The following is a 19268-nucleotide window of genomic DNA, read 5'->3' as shown; positions in this document are numbered from 1 at the left end:
AACTGTTAGTGCATAGATTTATGGTGAATGTGAATGTTAGATATTTTAGTGGTAGAAGATAATAAGGAAATTGGAACATTGCTATCTGATTTTCTTAGAAAAGAAAATTATACAGTAACAGTAGCGGATACTGGTGAAAAGGCAATAGATATATATGAACGATATGGTGCTAAGGTAATCATATTAGATCTTATGCTTCCTGACATTGATGGGTATGCTATATGTTCAAAAATAAGGGAAACATCAAATGCGCATATTTTAATTGCCAGTGCAAAGACTGAAAAGAATGATAAGTTAAAAGGCTTAAATCTTGGCGCGGATGATTATATTGAAAAACCATATGACATAGATATTTTAATTGCAAAAATAAATGGTATTTTTAAAAGAAAATATGCACAGGATGAAATGGTTGAAGGTAATTTAAAACTTAATTCCGTTACAAGGCAGCTTTACGTGAATGATGAAGAAATAACTGTTACAGATAAGGAATTTGAGTTATTAAAACTACTTATTGAAAATAAGGGTTCTACATTAAAGAAAGATTATCTTTTCAACAGCATATGGGGTAGTGATAGTGATTCTTATATGCAAACATTAACTGTTCATATAAAATGGTTACGTGAAAAAGTTGAAGATAATCCTAAAGAACCTAAGCATATTATTACAGTATGGGGAGTAGGATACAGATTTGAATAAGTTTAGAAGACTGATATTTGTAGTTATTATTTTCGAAATACTTATGATAGTATCATTTAACTACTATCTATTTTCGAAAAACAATAATAACACAGATAAAGAATATAAGGTTCAAGCTGAAAGAGTATTTAATGAAATTAAAACTAATCCTGATTATGCTGATAATCCTGAAAGTATTAATTTATCAAGATACGACCAGATAGTTAAAGTAAGTATATATTCTGAAGAAGCTTGTAATAATGATTATGTTGTAAAAAAATTCAATGATAAATATTATAGAATTGAATATAAACAACCTAATGGACTTAATGGTGTTTGGTATATTAATATCTTTATTATTATAATGGGATTATCTGTAATTGGAATATTGATATATATATATATGAAGATAATAAAACCTTTTTACAATATGAGTAATATGACTTATGAACTTGCAAAAGGAAATTTAACTACCCCACTTAAGGCTGAAAAGAGTAAGTTTTTTGGTAAGTTTATGTGGGGAATGGATATGTTAAGAGAAAACCTTGAGTCTAATAAGCAAAAGGAACTTAAGCTTCAGAAGGAAAAGAAAACATTATTATTATCTTTATCTCATGATATAAAAACACCGCTTTCAGCAATTGATTTATATACGAAAGCTCTTAAGGAAAACTTATATGATACTGAGGAAAAGAAAGAGGAAGCATTAGAGGGTATTTTGGCAAATGTTACTTCAATAAAGAATTACGTAAATGAAATAAATAAAATATCCAGAGAGGACTTTTTAAATCTTGAAGTAGTTAAACAGGAGTTTTATTTACAGGATGTAATTAATGATATTGAAAAATATTATAAAGAAAAACTTTCCTTATTACATACGGTATTTAATATAGAAGAATTTAATAATGTTTTATTAAGAGGCGATAGTAATCGACTTATAGAAGTAATGCAGAACTTAATTGAAAATGCTATTAAGTATGGAGATGGTAAAACTATTACTATTGCATTTGCTGATGAGGAAGATTGTAAATTAATAAGTGTAAGAAATTCGGGAAATACTTTAGATAGGGATCAGCTTCCTAATATATTTGATTCATTTTATAGAGGAAGTAATACTGATAATATTAAAGGAAATGGACTTGGATTATATATATGTAAGAACCTAATGAAGAATATGGGTGGAGATATATTCGTTGAAATTGAAGAGAATGATTATATTGCAACAGTGGTTGTCAGGAAGGCATAAAAGACATCAAAAAAATTTTTTGATGTCTTTTTTAAAAATGTGACTTTTTAAAAAGATCATTTGTGTATAAAGTGAAAGGGATAAAGAAAGAGATAAGTCATGACTAAGATTTAAATGTATTTTATTTAATTTTGTATATTAAAGGAGGAATAAAAATGATTAGAAAGACTTCTATAAAGAGTAAAACATTAGCTTTGATGACAGGCATTATGATTATGGGTGCTTCATTTTCGGTCTTAGGAGCAGAAAATACATGTGGAAAGAATGCAAAATGGACATATAATGAAGCGAATAAGGAACTTACCATTTCAGGTAGTGGATATGTAGAGAGTTCAGATAAATGGGAAAAATTAAAAATAAAGAAATTGGTTGTTAAATCCGGAATTACAGGTATTAAAAACTCAACATTTTCATATTTGAGAGATTTAGAAAAGGTATCATTACCTAAAACTGTTAAGTATATTGGAAATTATGCGTTTGAAGGAACAGCAATTAAAAGCATTGAAATATCAGATAAGATTAAAAAGGTAGGAGATGGTGTATTTAGCTACTGTGATAATTTAGAGAACGTTGTTTGGAATTATAAATACATACCAGAAAGTACTTTTTACGATTGTGATGGTTTAAAAACAGTTAAGATGGGTGATAAAGTTAAAAAGATTGATTATAAAGCATTTGCTTTTTCAAGTCTTGAATCGATCAATTTATCTGATTCATTAAAGAGTATAGGGGAAGGTGCATTTTACTGTACTAAAAAATTAAAGAGTATTGATATTCCGGAGAATGTAAAAACTATAGAGAAAGAAACATTTTACAATTCAGGAGTCGAAGATATTAAACTTAATGATGGTTTAGGTACTATTAGGGAAAGTGCATTTGAAAAATCAAAGATTAAGTCAATTGTTATTCCAGATTCTGTATCTTTAATTGAGACAAAGGCATTTGTTGGATGTAAGAAACTTGAAACTGTTAAGATTGGTGAAAAACTTGAGAATATTGATAAAGAGACATTCGACAGATGTAAAAAATTAAGTAGTTTAACTTTGGGTAAAAATCTTAAGACAATTGGGGAGTCTGCATTTAATGATTGTAAAGCTCTTGGAAATATAGAATTTCCAAGTACATTAGAAACTATTGATTATGGTGCTTTTAAGGGATCAGGTTTAACAAAAGTAGATTTATCAAAGTATGGAAAGTACGTTGATTATTGGGCATTCTCTGATTGTGATAGGCTTGAAAGTATTAAAATTGGAGCCCAGGTTGAGGAATTCCATGTTAATGCAGTTGCTAATTGTAAGTCATTAAAGAATATTATTATTGATGAAAATAATGCGGAATATGTTTCAGATGGAACATGTATTATGGATAAGTCTGATGATACTCTTCTTTTAGTAGCAGGTGGCGTTAGTGGAACATACAAAATTCCTAAAGATGTTTTTCTTATCGATTCAGAAGCTTTTTATGGTTGTGTAAACATTAAGGAATTTGATGCAAGTGAAAATCCAAGATATTCAACAATTGATGGCGTTTTATTTAGAGAGAGAACATATGAAAATATTAGAGGTTTAGAGTTAGTTGCTTATCCTCTTACAAGAGAAGGAAGTTATTCTATACCTAGATCTACAATTGTAGTTGCAGCATCAGCTTTCCAAAATTCAAAGATTACTGCTATTACAATTCCAAATACAGTTAGATATATTGGTGCTTGTGCATTTGAAGAATGTAAGGGTCTTACTAGAATTGTTATTCCAGGAAGTGTTGAACAGATTTCAAATTCAACATTCTGGGGTTGCGATAATCTCGTTAGAGTTCAGATTAAGAAAGGTGTTAAGTATATTAGAAGAAATGCATTTAAGGGTTGTGAAAATCTTAAGAGAATTGAAATTCCAAAGAGTGTAATGAAAATTGCTAAGACATCTTTTAAGGGATGTAGTGAAGTAACATTTTATTGTAAGAAGAGTTCATATGCTATGTCATACGCAAATACAAAATGGTTTATTAAATATAAAATAATTTAAGTATATAAATGTGAAGCATTAGACAATAAATGCTAAGTATTGATTAAATAATAAATGCCAAAGCATTAAGCAAAGCATAAATGTCAAAGTATTGAGCAAAGCATAAATGTCAAAGCATTGAGCAAAGCATTGCAAGGAACCGAGGATAAATCCTCGGTTCCTTGCAATGTTGGCTATCGCCAAATACACGAAAAATAGTACCAAATTATGCGAGTAAACTCGAAATTTGGTACTATTTTTTGTGTGCTTTGCTCAATGCTTTGGCATTTAATGATTATTTAATAATTTAAATAGTATGATATGAGTGTAAGATGAAACAAGAGGCATTGTGAAAGCAATTAATCATAGAAAGGAATGAAAAATGTTTAAGAGGATGTTATTAAAAGATATTAAGAAAGGAAAAACAATAAATACGATTTTATGTATGTTTATTATTGTAGCAACCATTTTCGTTGCAAGTGGAATTAATAATGTAGTTTCAGTTTTAACTGGACTTGATTACTTTATGAATAAGGCAGAAATTGAAAATGTTATGTTTGTAACGAGTGGACCTGGAAGTATGGGTGCTGCTGATGAATATCTTAAAAATGAAAAGAAGATAGATAGTTACAAAGTAGAAGATGTTATTTACCTTGAAAATACAGATCTTATTAATGCTAAAACAAAGGAAGAGTGTAAAACGAGATCTGGAAATAATATATTACAGTCGATTGATGATCTAAAAATAAATGTCTTTGATAAGAATAATAAAAAAATAGAAAAAGTAGAAAAAGGACATACTTACATTTCGGCACAGTTCGTTGAATCAAATGACTTAGAAGTTGGCGATAAAATCATCGTTAAACTTGAAGGGATAGAGAAAGAATTAATATATGATGGTATTGCAAAAGATGCTTTCCTTGGTGCTTCTCTTATTGGTAATGTAAGAATCATAGTTAATGAGGATGACATTAAAGATTATAAAGCGAATGATAAAATAATGAATGGCTACAGTGGTCAGTGTGTATACATTAAAACAGATAAAGTAAAAGATGTAAAAGCAGGAATTTCAAAGGTTTCACATATTGCATTTTCAACTGACAGAGACCAGTTAAAAGGAATATATGCAGTAGATATGTTTGCTATTTTTATCTTCTTTATATTAAGTATTTGTTTAATCATAATTTCATTTTTCATTTTAAAGTTTTCAATTTCATTTACAATTAGTGAAGAGTTTAGAGAAATTGGAGTTATGAAAGCAATTGGATTAAAAGATACTCCAATAAGAAAATTATATATTACAAAATATACATTTATTTCAATAATAAGTGTTAGTATCGGATTGATACTAAGTGTTCCATTTGGAAATGTTATAATGCAAACCTTAAGTAATAAAATGTATCTTGGTAATGAATTTGGAATCACATTGAATGTAATTGGTAGTATTTTAGTATGTATAGTAGTTATTGGATTTGCTTATTTTTGTACTAAGCGAATTAAGAAGCTTACACCAATTGATGCCATAAGAAGTGGTATGACTGGTGAAAGATATAAGAAGAAAAATAAAATTAAATTATCAAAGAGCAAAGCAAAGACTTCAGTGTTTATGGCAGCAAATGATGTTCTTGATAGTCCAAAGAAATATTTTAATATTTTTATTTCAACAACAATTTGTATATTATTTATGCTTATAATGGTTAATGCATATTCAACATTAAATAGTAGCGCTTTTCTTGATATGTTTGGTGCGAAGGCTGATATTTATATAGATAATATGCCTGGTATTTCAAAGCAGATGTACAATGTAGAAGGTAAAAAAGGTTTTGAAAATTTCCTTAATAACATTAAAGAAGATCTTAAAAAAGAGGGAGTTAATTCAAGAGTTGGTTTTGATATGAACTATAAATTGAAAACTCTAATTGATGGCAAAGAGTATTTGCTAACATATTCACAGGGTATTAATACAGTTCAGAGTGATTATAAATTTTCAAAAGGATCAGCTCCCGAAAATGAAAATGAAATAGCAATTTCTGGTAAGCTTGCTGATGAATATAATGTAGGAATTGGCGATACAATTAAAATTGATACAGGTAAAGGTTTTAAAGAATATATTATTACAGCTAAATTTAGAACCATGAATCTTATGGGTGAACTTTTAAGATTTAATGAAAAGACAGAAATTGATTATTCATACGTAGCAGGAGGAATGCAGATTGCAGTTTTCCTTGAAGGAGACCATACAGCTAGTGAAATAGAAGAAGTTAAGGATAAAATTAAGGCATTATATCCAAAAGTAAAAGTTTTAAATCAGAAGGAATATTGTGTTGATTGTTTAGCAGTTGTAGATGCAGTTAAAGTTGTTCAGTACGTACTTTTAATAGTAACAATATTCGTTGTTGTTCTTCTTATCATAATGATGGAAAAGACATTTGTATATAAAGAAAAGAATGACATTGCACTTTTGAAAGCAATTGGATTTAAGGATTCATTTGTTAGAAATTGGCATACAAATAGATTTATAATTGTAACTATTTTAGCTATGATTACTGCGATAGTTTTATCGGTTCCATTAACAAAACTTTTAATCACACCTATTTTTGGAATGCTTGGAACAAGTGATATTAAATATAGATACGATATAGGAGGATTTGTTTTATATCCAGTAATCGTACTTTTAGCAACTATAGTAGCAGCAAATATTAGTGTTGTATCAACAAGAAAGATTGTAGCAAGAGATACAGCAAACATTGAATAATACATGAAAAATTAGATTGATATTAGGAGGAAAATAATATGGCAACAGTAATAGAAGTAAAGGATCTTTGTAAAACATACGTAGCAGATAAAAGACAGAATAATGTTCTTAAGAATGTAAATTTTAAAATTGAAGAAGGTGAGATGGTTGCAATTATGGGACCATCTGCTTCAGGAAAATCAACATTATTATATAGTGTATCCGGTATGGATGCACCAACAAGCGGTAGTGTAATTTTTGATGGAAAGGAAATTACTAAGATTAGCAAGAATGAATTATCAGAAGTTAGACTTGATGATATGGGATTTGTATTCCAACAAATGTTTATGATGAAAAATCTTTCAATATTAGATAATATTATTCTTCCAGGAGTTGAAAGTAAGAAAAATAAGAGAAGTAAAAAAGAGGTTGAAGAGTATGGTGAGGAATTAATGAGAAAGCTTGGTATTATTGAAGCAGCTGATAATGATATTAATGAAGTATCAGGTGGTCAGTTACAAAGAGCTTGTATTTGCAGAAGTTTAATTAATAAACCAAAATTACTTTTCGCTGACGAACCAACAGGGGCCTTGAATCGCTCTAATTCTGATGAAGTTATGAATGAATTCGTTAAAATTAATAAAGAGGGAACTACCATAATGATGGTAACACATGATGTTAAAGTTGCTTCAAGATGTTCAAGAGTATTATACATAGAAGATGGAAATATTAGGGGCGAATATGATAATACAAAAGAGCAGTCTGAGAGAGATAAGGAACGTGCACTTAATGCATGGCTTATTGATCTTGGATGGTAAAAGAAAAAACAGATAAAGATGGGGAAATAAAAAAGGTCCTTTCGGACCTTTTTTTATTTTGCTTTTTTAACTCTTACAATCTTTGAGTATGCGCCGTTTGTATTAACGTTACCATTCTTAGTGTATGCGCAAATCTTATAGAAATACTGTCTGTTCTTTTTAGTTGTTTTATCAATAAATGAAATCTTAGTATTTTTTGTGATTTTTTTAATTAATTTATATGTATTAGTCTTTTTATTAACCGCACGGTAAATTAAGTAACCATTAGCATTACTCTGTTCATTCCAGTTAAGTTTAATATAAGTTTTATTTTTTGTTCTTGCAGCTGAAGCAATTTTAGCTTTTAATGGAACAAGATATGATGCAATACTTGATTCAGCTGATCTATAAGCAAGAACTCCACATGAAGCATATACCTTATAGAAGTATTTTGAACCACGTTTAAGATTTGAATCTGTGTATGTTGTATTACTTACAGTAGCTACTTTTTTATATGTTCCGTTGCTTGATGTACTTCTATATACAATGTATTTTTCAGCTTTAGCAACACTATTCCAACTTGCTGTGATGTTTATATAAGCGCCACCCTTGCTTGATTTTGTATGTTTAAGAGTTAAATTAGTTGGAGTAGTTAATGAAATAGTAATTGTAGTTTGAGCTGAATAACCATTATGTGTTCTAGCAGTAATTGTAACAGTTCCAGGAGTAAGTGCTGTAACTGTTCCGTTATTAACTGTTGCAATGCTTGTATTGCTTGATGTCCATGTTAATGATTTGTCTGTTGCATTTGCTGGAAGAACTGTTGCATTAATTTTTTTAGTTTCACCAACATGCATTGAACTTTTGTCTTCGTTAAAACTGACGCCGGAAGCAGGCATACGAACATTTACTGTCTGGCAAATTGAAACTCCACTTTCTGAAGTTGCCTTTATAAGAGTTGTTCCAACTTTGTTAGCTTTAAACTTTCCAGTTGTTTTATCAATAGAAACTATTGAGTTATCAAGAGTTGAAAAAGTAATCTTATCACCATTTGGACAAAGCTCTTTGTAAAGGTCATTTGATTTACTTGCATCTACACTTGCGAAAAATCTTCCGGTTCCTTTAAATGGAATTGAAACATATGGAGCATTTGCTGACATTGTAACGTCTGAAATCATCTGACAATGTTCAGCTTTTTCCTTATTAATCTTAATATTTGGTAGTTCTTCAGATTTGTAATAAGGACAACCGATGCATGACTGTTTTGCAATGTTTTCTTCTTCATTATCAGAGAACTGATAATCAGAGAAAATAGTATTGTAAATTGTGCATGCTGCAAGGTAGCTTCCTAAATATGTAGGATGTTTTTCGTCTTCATTATATAATTCTTCGTTAGGGAAAAGGTCTTTATATCTCTTAAAGTTCTGACCTGCTGGTGCAACTTTTGCGCCAAGTTCATTTCCCATGCGATAATATGCTTCTGATAATTTTTCGGTCATTGTAGCATTGTCAGTAGTAATTGTTTTACCATCCTGTTCGTAGCTACATTTATTTTTGTATGCCCAAGTCATATACATAACTGGTTCAGCACCATTATTTCTAATAAGATTAGCAAGTGTTGTTGCTGATGGAATTGTTGATGTTTCGTACATGCTGAGTGCTTCAGATGACTGAGCCTGAACTACTACAAAGTCATATGAGTTTTTCTCTAGTAATTGTCTTAACTGCTTTCCATAGTCATTTGTTGGATCTGCAAAATAAGATAAGTAATAACTACTGAATGCAAGCATTGTAGTATTAACGTCAACTCCGTTAGCTTCTGAAATACCTTCGAAAATAGCTGGCATTGAATTTCTGTGAGTTAATGAATTACCAATAAAAAGTACTTCAATAGGCTTATTTATTGTTGCATCATTTGCAGCAAATGCTATGTTTTCAACGTACGGACTACCTATAACAAGGGCGATTGCCATTATTATAGAAAGAATTCTTTTTCTAGTTTTCATATAATTTCTCCTTAATCTGTGTTTCTTTATAAATTTTACGACAAGACAGATTATATCATATTAGGTAAATTATTTCAAAAAATCGAGCAAATACACAGAGCAAATGGCCTAAATAAAGGCAATAAACCTAAGTTTTTTCTTAGAATCCTTGCGTTTGTATGTGAAAATTGGTAAAATATATAGGGTGTGGCCTAGTACCTCAGTAGGATAGAGGGTCCGCCTCCTAAGCGGAACGTCGCAGGTTCGATTCCTGTCTGGGTCGTTTTTGAATAAAAATTTAATATAAAGGAAAGTTAAGAGTTATGGACTATATTGTCATGGATTTAGAGTGGAACCAGTGTCCTTATGGAAAAGGCAATGAGGCAAAAGGTCTTCCATTTGAAATCATTGAAATTGGTGCCGTTAAACTTAACGAAGACTTTGAGATTATAGATAAATTCAGTGAGATTATAAAACCACGTATTTATAAACAACTCCATTATAAGGTTAAAGATATAACTCATATCACGTTAGATGAGTTATATGAAGGAAGAAGTTTTAGAAGTGTTATTTATGATTTTCTAGAATGGTGTGGAGATGATTATAGATTTGTAACATGGGGAACAATGGATTTGAGAGAACTTCAAAGAAATATGAAGTTTTATCATTTAGAAAGAGTATTGGATTTCCCATTATTCTTCTATGATCTACAAAAGATGTATAGTCTTTGTTATGAAAACGGACGAACTAAAAGAACTCTTTCATACGCGGTAGAAGAATTGAAGATTGATATGGATATACCATTCCATAGAGCGATAGATGATTCAATATATACAGCGAGAGTTATGAAGACTATGGACTTTAAAAAGGTTCAGGGATTTTTTTCAGTAGATACATTCTATTTACCTCGTATTAAGGAAGAAGAAATTTTCATTAGATTTGAGAATTATACAAAGTATGTTTCAAGAGAATTTTTTGATAAAGAAGAAATGTTTAGAGACAAAGAATTGACTACTATGAACTGTAATATTTGTGATAAACCTCTTGAAAGACGTATTAACTGGTTCTCAGATGGCATGAAAACACATTATTGTGTTGGATATTGTAAAGAACATGGTTTGGTTCGAGGAAAGTTGAGAATCAAATCAGCAGAAGAAGATATGTGCTATGCGATAAAGATTTTGAAATCAACAGATGAAGAAGGAGCACAGAAGATTGCTGATAAACAGAAGGCAATCAGAGAAAAAAGAAGAGAGCGCAGAATTAGAGAAAAGATGGAGATGCGCGAAGAAAAAGAAAAGGGATCTAGCTATGAAGAAGAGATAGAAGAAATAGAAGAGCTAGATGATTAACAAAAAAGACCTATCCGGGGAGGAAGGTCTTTTTGTTATTTTAGGGATTTTATGCGAAATGCGAGTTAAAATGTTATTTTCCATAGTTTGTTAGGTAAAAATGCCACATGTTTATAAATTATTTTTTGTTTGTTCACAATTTGTTCTTATTTTTTTTACAGAAAGTGGAAGATTTAACACTAAAAAATGAATATAATAATGACATAAGATAAAACATCTTATAAATATTCATCCTTTGAGTTCGAGAGAACTCGTAAATAAAAATCTAACATAAATAAAATTGTTGTCAACCAGAAATGGATGAATGGGATTAATTCAATTTAATCCCATTCAAAGAAGTCATCCTTAACTCGAAAGAGTTTTAAAATAAATCTAACAAAACATAATATGTTGTCAATCTTGACAGAAATGAATGGGACCGCGTAAGTGGTTCCATTCATTTTGTGCGTGAATTAATTAATATAAAGGGGTATATAATATGACATGTGGGGATAAGTTTTTTTCGATTTTACAAGATAGTATACTTGCAATCGTTGGCTATACAGGAGAATGGGCTGCCATACTTTCTGTAATAATGATAATGATATGTTTCATAGGTAAAGAAGGTTCTTTCAATAGGAAAACATTGATGCCGGTATTTGCTAGTATGGTTATAGGCTTTAGTTTAAATATGTTTACAGTTATACATGATTATTTGATATTAAGACCAAGTTGGAATGAAAAATATGAGAAAGGTATGGGAATAATATCGGAACAAGCCTGGATAGATATGGTTAATACAGTAGTTTGTCTTGTGATTATGATACTGATACCATTGTTAACATTTAAAAGACAGCGAATTATAAATAGTATTTGTGCTTTCTTATTTACAATGGTATTTGAAGTGTACATTACAAGTGGAATGCATTTTTCGATTATGTTTTTCTTGGATCAGAGGAAATTACCAATTGATGGTATTATAAATTTTTATAAATATGAGGGTGGATTATCTGCGTTTGTATTTACATTTACATACCTTTTAATAATGCTTATTTTCTTTTTGGTATTGTATTTTAGTATGTATAAAAAACATCGAACAATGTATATAGGTTGGAAATTTAGATTATACTTTATTTTATGGGAAGTATTAATGATTGCTATTTTATACTTACCATTTATGAAGGGGTTAGATGAATCTGAACGTGAAAGATACATGGGATATGAACTTGGAGTTATAATGCTTGCGTTGTGTATAGTTATACCATTCTTTTTTATGATCATAATATCTAGAAAATATGTATTGGATAAAACTCTTATTCAGGAAGAATATATTTCAGCGGAGCTAGATTATATCAATCAATATAAAAAGAATCAGACAGAAATAAGAGCATTTAGACATGATATTATTAATAATCTTTCAATGTTATCCGCTTTGCATGATGAGAAAAACTATGATGGTGCGAAGGAATATATTGATACACTTTTAGGAAATGTTAAATCCATGTCTCCGAAATATATAACTGGAGATGAAATGCTTGATTGTATAGTTGGAATGAAAGCGGCTAAGATGGACGAAGAAGGAATTGATTTTTCTCTTGAAGGAGTTATTGATGGTGGGCTTGGAATGAAAGCTGTGGATGTATGTAGTATATTCGCAAATGCACTTGATAATGCCATTGAGGCTTGTGAGAAAATACCTAAGGATATTAATAGATGGATTAAACTGTCTGTTAAGAGAACAGATAAATTCTTTCTTATAAAATTAGAGAATTCAATGAATGAAGAGGAAAAGACGCAACCATTATCAAGGCTTTTTGATGAAGGTGAACGAATTACAACAAAGAAAGATAAAGCGCATCATGGTTTTGGCGTACAGAATATGAAAGAAACCGTATTAAAGTACGAAGGTATAGATAAGGTTGAAATAGAAGATGGTGTATTTATTCTATCAATCGTAATACCAAGAACAAATTAAATCAATAAGATTTTGAAAGACGTAAATATAGCTAATTGTGAACAAAATTATTCATTTTTGATAAGTTTCGTAACATTTTCTGTATTTGTTCACAATTTGTTCTTAAACTATTTACATAAAATGGGAGATTTAAATCAAAAAAGTTATTATAATAATGGTATAAGATAAAGAAATACAAAAAACGTCATCCGAAAGTTGAAAGTATTCTTTAAGAAGTCTAACTTTAAAAAGTCATCCTAAACTCGAAAGAGTTAAAAAATAAATCTAACAAAACATAATATGTTGTCGAACATGAAACGAAATAATGGGACCATAATGATGGTCCCATTCGTTTTATAAGGGTTTTTAAAGAAATGGAGAGAGGATTAATGTTTGGAATTGGGAAGAATAAGGGAAAACATAAAGAGTTAGAAGAAATACTTGATCGTATAAAGATGTATATGGGAAATAATTACAAGGATTCTGCGAAGGATGCATTTGCTCAGTTGAAAGATAAGTTTAATATGCTTAAAAATTCTGGAAAGCTAAAGGCAGCTCAGGAAGAGAATTATACAGAAGTAATTAAAGAATTAGAAAAGCAATTTGAAACATATACACATAAGGTAAATACGATTGAAAAGATATGATTTTTGAATTTTTGTGATGGAAAATTAGTAAAATTGCGTGAATTTCACAAATTATTTTTTGTTTGTTCACAATTTGTTCTTAAACTCTTTACACAAAAAGGGAGATTTAATCAATAAAATTGATTATAATAATGACATAAGATAAAACATCTTATAAATATTCATCCTTTGAGTTCGAGAGAACTCGTAAATAAAAATCTAACATAAATAAAATTGTTGTCAACTAGAAATGGATGAATGGGATTAATTCAATTTAATCCCATTCAAAGAAGTCATCCTTAACTCGAAAGAGTTTTAAAATAAAATCTAACAAAACATAATATGTTGTCGAACATGAAACGAATTAATGGGACCATAGAAATGGTCCCATTCGTTTTTATGTTTATTTTTAGCAGAATTCATAGGGTTAAAAAATGGGACCATTTAATGGTCCCATTTTTATCTCATATGATTATCTCTATTTGTTCTATGTTCACGATCACGTCTGTAGGATTCTTCCTGTTCGCGTCTTTCCCGTTCTCTAATTTCAAGTCGTTTACGTCTACGTTCTTCTTTACGCTTCCTATTAACTTTATTAATATGTGCAATTCTTATTGCAAGTATGATTAATATAAGAAGCGTGATTCCTAAAATTAATCCTAATAAACGAATTGCCTTCATAATTGAAGAACTAAAGAAATTAACTGTTTTCTTTTTAGTTATGTTTTTAAAAAAGCCACCTTTGTCGTCGTTGCCTTCTTTTGGACTTGCAGTTACTTTATATGAAATATCGATACTGCCAACTTCCTTGTTATCATAATAATATGTAACTGTTGCAACTGGAGGAGTACTTGGTGAATCTGCTTTTTCAGTTGGCTTAGTTGTACTAGCAGTTTCGTTAGTAGTTGTAGGCTTAGTAGAATCTGTAGTATTCTCATCCTTTAAAGCTATTTCATATGTGATGTCGTTCTCGTCTGCATTTGCTGGAACTGTTAAGTAATTTCCATTTGGATAAGAAACGGTCATAATTCCTTTTCCGAGAGCTTGTGCAAGCTTATTGTAACACATGCCAGTTGGTGATGTTATTGTTGATTCATCAATTGTAACGGACTTGAATTTTTCAAATCCGAAATCAAGAAGATCCTTTGTATCTTCATATATTTTCTTTGATTTAAGAACAACACAGATAAGCTTTCTTCCATCTCTTTCAGCTATTGTAACAAGAGTGTTACCGGATTCTTCAGTGTAACCAGTTTTGCCACCGATGATACCTTGATAATATTCTTTATTATCCTCATATAACATACGATGGAAGTTGTTAGTGTATCTCTTTTCGTTTGTCATCTTTGTTTTGCCGATGACATGCATTTTAGTTCCTACAATTTTAGAAAACTGATCATATTTTAATGCGGCCTTTGTTATCATCGCCATATCGTAAGCGGTAGTATAGTGATTTTCATCTGGAAGACCATTAGGATTAACAAAGTGACTGTTAAGTGCGCCAACTTCCTTAGCTTTGTTATTCATCATTTCAGCAAATCCTTCGACGCTTCCGCCGATATGTTCTGAAAGACCATATGCAACTTCATTAGCTGAAGCAAGCATAAGTGCATATAAACAATCTTCAACAGAAATGGTTTCGCCTTCTTTTAAACCAATGTGTGCATCACCGTATCTTAAATTGTAAACGGCGAAATGAGACATTGTAACATTATCTTTCATATCACAGTTTTCTAATGTAAGCAAACATGTAAGAATTTTTGTGATACTTGCAGGATACATCTGTTTATCTTTTTTCTTTTCATAAAGGATTGCACCAGATTCTGCATCTATGACAATTGCTGTTTTGCCTTTTATTTTTGGACCTTCTGGCCAAAGTGAATTGCTTTCATTTGAAACATCAGTAGTTTTGCTGTTAGTGTTTTCAGTTTCGTCATTACTTTCTGAATCTTCTAAATCGCTGTCCTCATCATCTTCATCTTCGTCCTCATCTTCATCTGATTCGATATCAGAATTATCATCTGCCTGAACTTCGTTTTCGTCAGGCTCAGCAAATACTGTTGATGAATAAGAAATACTACTAGTTAAGATGTACATTAGTACAAAAATATATATAAATAAATTCTTAATTTTAAATTTCATAATTGACTCCAATATTAAATTCTAACGATTACATAATATCAAAATAAGGGTGAAATTACAAGTAAAACCTAGGAATAAAAGGGTTTCTTAAGAAGTTGAAAAGTATAAAATAAAGAAAAAAGACTTTAAAATATAAAATTATTTGATATAATAACAAGCGCGAGAAGTATTTGCTGATTTATATGAGAATAATAGGAAAGTTGAGATAAAATATGAGACTTAGAAACATAAGAGGTTCGAGGGAGAAGATGGTTGAAAGTGAATTTACCATTAATGAACCTGAAAAGTTAAAAGGAAAATGGAATGAGTTTTTTGGAAATGATAATCCAATACACATAGAAATCGGTATGGGTAAGGGAAAGTTTTTAACAACTCTTGCGCTTAATAATCCGGATATTAATTATGTAGGAATTGAAAAGTATTCAAGTGTTTTACTTCGTGCAATTGAAAAAAGAGAGGCAATGGAAGAGGAATGCAATAACATTATTTTTATTCGTATGGAGGCAGAATACATAACAGATGTATTTGCTGAAGGAGAAGTAGATAAGATTTATCTTAATTTCTCTGATCCATGGCCAAAGGATAGACATGCAAAAAGAAGACTTACATCAAGACAATTTTTTGAAAGATACGATAAGATTTTAAATAAAGATGGAGTTGTAGAGTTTAAGACTGATAACATGGATTTATTTGATTTCTCGCTTGAGGAGATTCCGAATACAAGATTTCATGTAGAACAGAGCACAAAGGACCTTCATAATAATGAAGAAATGTGCAAAGGAAATGTCATGACAGAGTATGAGCAGAAGTTCTCTTCAATGGGCAATCCTATATGTAAATTGATAGCTAAGAGATAGTATCAAATTGCTAATAATTAGAAGAAAAAATAGGAATCTTAAAAAATATTAAAAAAATTGTAAAAAAGACTTGATTTTTTCTTGATACTATCTTATAATAACTCTTGCGTTTTGAGTTATGCGCCTCTAGCTCAGTTGGAAGAGCACCTGACTCTTAATCAGGGTGTCCAGGGTTCGAGCCCCTGGAGGCGCACTAAAGGTACCAGTTTGAACATTAAATTGTTTGGGTTGGTACTTTTTTTGTGCGTAAGCAATGAGCCACGTAAAAATGGAAAGAAAAGAATTCATCGGAAAGTTTACTTTCAAGATGAATTCTTTTCTTTTTATTTTATGCGGCGAATGCCGCATCAGCTCGTAAACTGAAAGTTTACGAGCTGTACGTGGTTCATTGAGAAGGAAGGCGAATGCCGCATCAGCGAAGGAACCGGAAGTTTACGAGCTGTACGTGGTTCATTGCGATAGGTAGCGAAGGAACCGGAAGTTTACGGTTTAAAAACTGCCTTGTTTTATTGGTTAATTCTTGTTATACTTTAATATAAGTAGATTTATACGGAGGAAATTATGGAAGACGAAAGAAGAAAGAGTGTCTTTAAGAGAAGTGACAAGTATTTCACCATAAGTATTTACACGATTATAGTTGTTATAATCTGTGCTATTTTGGTGAAGGCGATTTTTAATTTCGCCGAAACCTTGGGCTTTTTTAAAGACTTGCTTAATGGACTCGCTCCATTTATGGTCGGTATTTTGATAGCATATTGTATTAATCCATTATACAATTGGCTTTATCATAAGGCTTTCAAAAAGTTATTCAGAGGAAAATGTGCTAAATTTAGAAAGTATTTTTCAATTTTAATATCATATGTGATATTTGTTGGAGTAATTGTTTCTTTATTAGTTTATATTATTCCTAATATTTTAAATAGTGTTAACGATTTGGTTGAAAACGCAAAATCATTTTCAGATAAAGTATATGATTGGTTTGAAAAAACAGCTAAGAAGTATCCAGACTTAGATTTGGAAAGAATAGAAAAATCATTGGAAAGTGCATATCCAACAGCCATTGATTTTATTCAAAATAGTGCTACAAATATTGGAACTAAGATATATGGTACTTCAAAATCAGTATTATCTTGGATTTATAATATATTAATGGGATTTGTAGTTTCATTTTATTTAATACTTGATAAGAAATCTATGATTCGCTCATTAAAGAGACTTATTTATGCAATGTTTAGTGAGAAACATGCTAGGATAATAATTTCAAATTTACGTGAAAGCAATGATATATTCAGTGACTTTATTATAGGAAAGTTTATTGATTCATCAATTATTGGTGTTATATGTTTTGTAGTATGTACAGTATTACATATTGATTATGCATTAATCGTTAGTATGGTAGTTGGAATAACAAACATGATTCCATATATTGGTCCATTTATTGGAGGCTTTATTGGAGGTTTATTATTACTAGTAGTTGCTCCAGGAAGTTTAGTGAAGTTTGTTATATTAGTTATCATCTTACAGCAGTTTGATGGATTTATATTAGGACCTATGATTTTAGGTGATAAAACAGGTCTTCGTCCATTCTGGATATTATTTGCTGTTACATTAGGTGGCTGGGCTGGAGGTATATTAGGAATGTTCCTTGGTGTTCCAATCGTAGCAGTAGTAGCGAACCTTGTAGATAAGTTTGTAAATGCTCGTTTGGTTAAGAAGGGATTAATAGTTCCTAAGATTTATGCAAGTCAGAAGCTATCAGATAGAGATGAAAGAAAATAATAAAAACGAACACGTTAGTATAAATACATCCTATGAATCGTCCTATTTGGGCGTCTAGGGTGTATTTTTATGTCTGCAAAAAAATAAGAACAGTTGACATTCCATAAATAAAGTTGTACAGTAACACGCGGGGATATTTATAAATATACAAGAGAACTAATAAGGAAAAGAGAAATGAGTAAGAAGATAAAAGAGAGAGATGAAAGATATGAACCCAAAGCGAAACATTTAGACGCTGTGATATGTGTCGCTGTATTAGTAATGGTCGTTGCAGTCACGACGATAGCGTTGCTGTGGGTTAATAAGAACATAATAAAAAATAGTGAAAAAGATGAAGTCCATTTAAATGAAACTGGACATGTTTCAAATGAAAGTAATTATTTGGAAACAGAAGAATCATATGAGGAGCCTTTTGTTTTAGATCAGGAAGTCGCATACAAGCATGCACATTTTAATAATAGTTGGTATAACTTTAGCAAGTACAAAGCAAAATGCGACAAGGTGGATGATTCATATTTTGAAAATGTATGTTTCTTAGGAGATTCTAGAACTCAGGGATTATTACAATTTTCTGGATTGCCTAAGTGGAATGGATTTTTTAAAGTTGGTACAACAGCGGCAGCGGCCTGTTATGAAAGAGAGTATACATTTGGTGATGGATATTATAGAAATATATTAGAAACCATAGAGTATGCAGATTATGATATTTTTTACGTTGGTTATGGAACGAACGATTTAGGACTTGGAGATGCGGATAAATTCATACAGGATTTAGAAGTGATAATAGATAAAATTAAGGAGTGTCATCCAGGTGCTATAATATATGTAGAAAATATTCTTCCTATGGGCGAGGCTTTCTCAATTAATCATCCAACTTTTTCAAATGAAAATGCAAGAATTTATAATGCGAAGATATATGAAATGTGTAATGTTTATGGAGATTTGATATATCTTGATATAGCAAGCACCATGAGAGATGATAATGGAAATGCAAGATCAGCTTATATATCTGATGGATTACATTATAATGCAGAAGGATATAAAGTTATTTTGAATTTTATAAAAGGTGCAGTAGTAGAAAAAAAGACCATGTGATATTAGCATGGTCTTTTTTAATAAAATAAAATTAAATTATTACAACGGAA

General features: G+C 30.5%; 13 protein-coding genes and 2 tRNA genes. 13 read left to right on the top strand and 2 right to left on the bottom strand.

Annotation, left to right across the window (positions count from 1 at the left end; translation table 11 throughout):
• Positions 1-33: 33 nt before the first annotated feature.
• The 5 genes from B5D16_RS04105 (at position 34) to B5D16_RS04085 (ending at position 7470) form a co-directional block, all read left to right on the top strand.
• Positions 34-696: a response regulator transcription factor gene (locus B5D16_RS04105; protein WP_078765699.1), complete on the top strand. Its 663-nt coding sequence runs from the start codon at positions 34-36 to the stop codon at positions 694-696.
• Positions 689-1921, top strand: coding sequence for a HAMP domain-containing sensor histidine kinase (locus tag B5D16_RS04100; RefSeq protein ID WP_078765698.1), 1233 nt, complete (start codon positions 689-691; stop codon positions 1919-1921). The genes B5D16_RS04105 and B5D16_RS04100 overlap by 8 nt, the downstream gene beginning before the upstream one ends.
• Positions 1922-2076: 155 nt before the next feature.
• Positions 2077-3939, top strand: coding sequence for a leucine-rich repeat domain-containing protein (locus tag B5D16_RS04095; RefSeq protein ID WP_078765697.1), 1863 nt, complete (start codon positions 2077-2079; stop codon positions 3937-3939).
• A gap of 361 nt (positions 3940-4300) precedes the next feature.
• Positions 4301-6673 (top strand): ABC transporter permease, encoded by a 2373-nt coding sequence (locus B5D16_RS04090; RefSeq protein ID WP_078765696.1) that lies wholly within the window; start codon positions 4301-4303, stop codon positions 6671-6673.
• A 38-nt stretch (positions 6674-6711) separates the two neighbouring features.
• Positions 6712-7470 carry an ABC transporter ATP-binding protein gene (locus B5D16_RS04085; RefSeq protein WP_078765695.1) on the top strand — a complete coding sequence of 253 codons (759 nt, stop codon included), beginning with the start codon at positions 6712-6714 and terminating at the stop codon, positions 7468-7470.
• A 53-nt stretch (positions 7471-7523) separates the two neighbouring features.
• Here the strand turns inward: B5D16_RS04085 and B5D16_RS04080 are convergent, their stop codons facing one another.
• The gene (locus B5D16_RS04080; protein WP_078765694.1) at positions 7524-9455 is read right to left on the bottom strand and encodes an Ig-like domain-containing protein; all 1932 of its coding nucleotides are present in this window, start codon (positions 9453-9455) and stop codon (positions 7524-7526) included.
• Positions 9456-9643: 188 nt separating this feature from the next.
• Between B5D16_RS04080 and B5D16_RS04075 the strand changes: the two genes are divergently transcribed.
• The 4 genes from B5D16_RS04075 (at position 9644) to B5D16_RS04060 (ending at position 13366) form a co-directional block, all read left to right on the top strand.
• A tRNA-Arg gene (locus tag B5D16_RS04075) sits at positions 9644-9717 on the top strand.
• 40 nt (positions 9718-9757) lie between these two features.
• Positions 9758-10786, top strand: coding sequence for a 3'-5' exonuclease (locus tag B5D16_RS04070; RefSeq protein WP_078765693.1), 1029 nt, complete (start codon positions 9758-9760; stop codon positions 10784-10786).
• 478 nt (positions 10787-11264) lie between these two features.
• Positions 11265-12740, top strand: coding sequence for a sensor histidine kinase (locus B5D16_RS04065; RefSeq protein WP_078765692.1), 1476 nt, complete (start codon positions 11265-11267; stop codon positions 12738-12740).
• Positions 12741-13108: 368 nt separating this feature from the next.
• Positions 13109-13366 (top strand): hypothetical protein, encoded by a 258-nt coding sequence (locus B5D16_RS04060; protein ID WP_078765691.1) that lies wholly within the window; start codon positions 13109-13111, stop codon positions 13364-13366.
• A gap of 438 nt (positions 13367-13804) precedes the next feature.
• On the opposite strand, the gene B5D16_RS04055 is transcribed toward B5D16_RS04060, so the two are convergent.
• A complete protein-coding gene (locus tag B5D16_RS04055) occupies positions 13805-15487 on the bottom strand; it encodes a D-alanyl-D-alanine carboxypeptidase family protein (RefSeq protein WP_078765690.1) in 1683 nt (560 codons plus the stop codon).
• 212 nt (positions 15488-15699) lie between these two features.
• Between B5D16_RS04055 and trmB the strand changes: the two genes are divergently transcribed.
• The 4 genes from trmB to B5D16_RS04035 all read left to right on the top strand — a co-directional run bounded on the left by trmB (position 15700) and on the right by B5D16_RS04035 (position 19218).
• Positions 15700-16344: a tRNA (guanosine(46)-N7)-methyltransferase TrmB gene (gene trmB, locus B5D16_RS04050; RefSeq protein ID WP_078765689.1), complete on the top strand. Its 645-nt coding sequence runs from the start codon at positions 15700-15702 to the stop codon at positions 16342-16344.
• Between the two features lie 120 nt (positions 16345-16464).
• A tRNA-Lys gene (locus B5D16_RS04045) sits at positions 16465-16537 on the top strand.
• A 368-nt stretch (positions 16538-16905) separates the two neighbouring features.
• A complete protein-coding gene (locus tag B5D16_RS04040) occupies positions 16906-18123 on the top strand; it encodes an AI-2E family transporter (RefSeq protein ID WP_078765688.1) in 1218 nt (405 codons plus the stop codon).
• Between the two features lie 174 nt (positions 18124-18297).
• Positions 18298-19218: an SGNH/GDSL hydrolase family protein gene (locus B5D16_RS04035; RefSeq protein ID WP_078765687.1), complete on the top strand. Its 921-nt coding sequence runs from the start codon at positions 18298-18300 to the stop codon at positions 19216-19218.
• Positions 19219-19268: the final 50 nt, after the last annotated feature.

The organism is Eubacterium uniforme, from assembly GCF_900167115.1.
GTDB lineage: Bacteria > Bacillota > Clostridia > Lachnospirales > Lachnospiraceae > Eubacterium_S > Eubacterium_S uniforme.
The sequence above is the reverse complement of the archived record's forward strand: the minus strand, read 5'-3'. Positions and strand labels throughout refer to the sequence as shown.

Excerpts from the sequence above, each read along its gene's own strand:
- B5D16_RS04105 (WP_078765699.1), top strand. The coding sequence starts at position 34 with ATGTTAGATATTTTAGTGGTAGAAGATAATAAGGAAATTGGAACATTG.
- B5D16_RS04095 (WP_078765697.1), top strand. The coding sequence starts at position 2,077 with ATGATTAGAAAGACTTCTATAAAGAGTAAAACATTAGCTTTGATGACA.
- B5D16_RS04090 (WP_078765696.1), top strand. The coding sequence starts at position 4,301 with ATGTTTAAGAGGATGTTATTAAAAGATATTAAGAAAGGAAAAACAATA.
- B5D16_RS04085 (WP_078765695.1), top strand. The coding sequence starts at position 6,712 with ATGGCAACAGTAATAGAAGTAAAGGATCTTTGTAAAACATACGTAGCA.
- B5D16_RS04080 (WP_078765694.1), bottom strand. The coding sequence starts at position 9,455 with ATGAAAACTAGAAAAAGAATTCTTTCTATAATAATGGCAATCGCCCTT.
- B5D16_RS04070 (WP_078765693.1), top strand. The coding sequence starts at position 9,758 with ATGGACTATATTGTCATGGATTTAGAGTGGAACCAGTGTCCTTATGGA.
- B5D16_RS04065 (WP_078765692.1), top strand. The coding sequence starts at position 11,265 with ATGACATGTGGGGATAAGTTTTTTTCGATTTTACAAGATAGTATACTT.
- B5D16_RS04060 (WP_078765691.1), top strand. The coding sequence starts at position 13,109 with ATGTTTGGAATTGGGAAGAATAAGGGAAAACATAAAGAGTTAGAAGAA.
- B5D16_RS04055 (WP_078765690.1), bottom strand. The coding sequence starts at position 15,487 with ATGAAATTTAAAATTAAGAATTTATTTATATATATTTTTGTACTAATG.
- trmB (WP_078765689.1), top strand. The coding sequence starts at position 15,700 with ATGAGACTTAGAAACATAAGAGGTTCGAGGGAGAAGATGGTTGAAAGT.
- B5D16_RS04040 (WP_078765688.1), top strand. The coding sequence starts at position 16,906 with ATGGAAGACGAAAGAAGAAAGAGTGTCTTTAAGAGAAGTGACAAGTAT.
- B5D16_RS04035 (WP_078765687.1), top strand. The coding sequence starts at position 18,298 with ATGAGTAAGAAGATAAAAGAGAGAGATGAAAGATATGAACCCAAAGCG.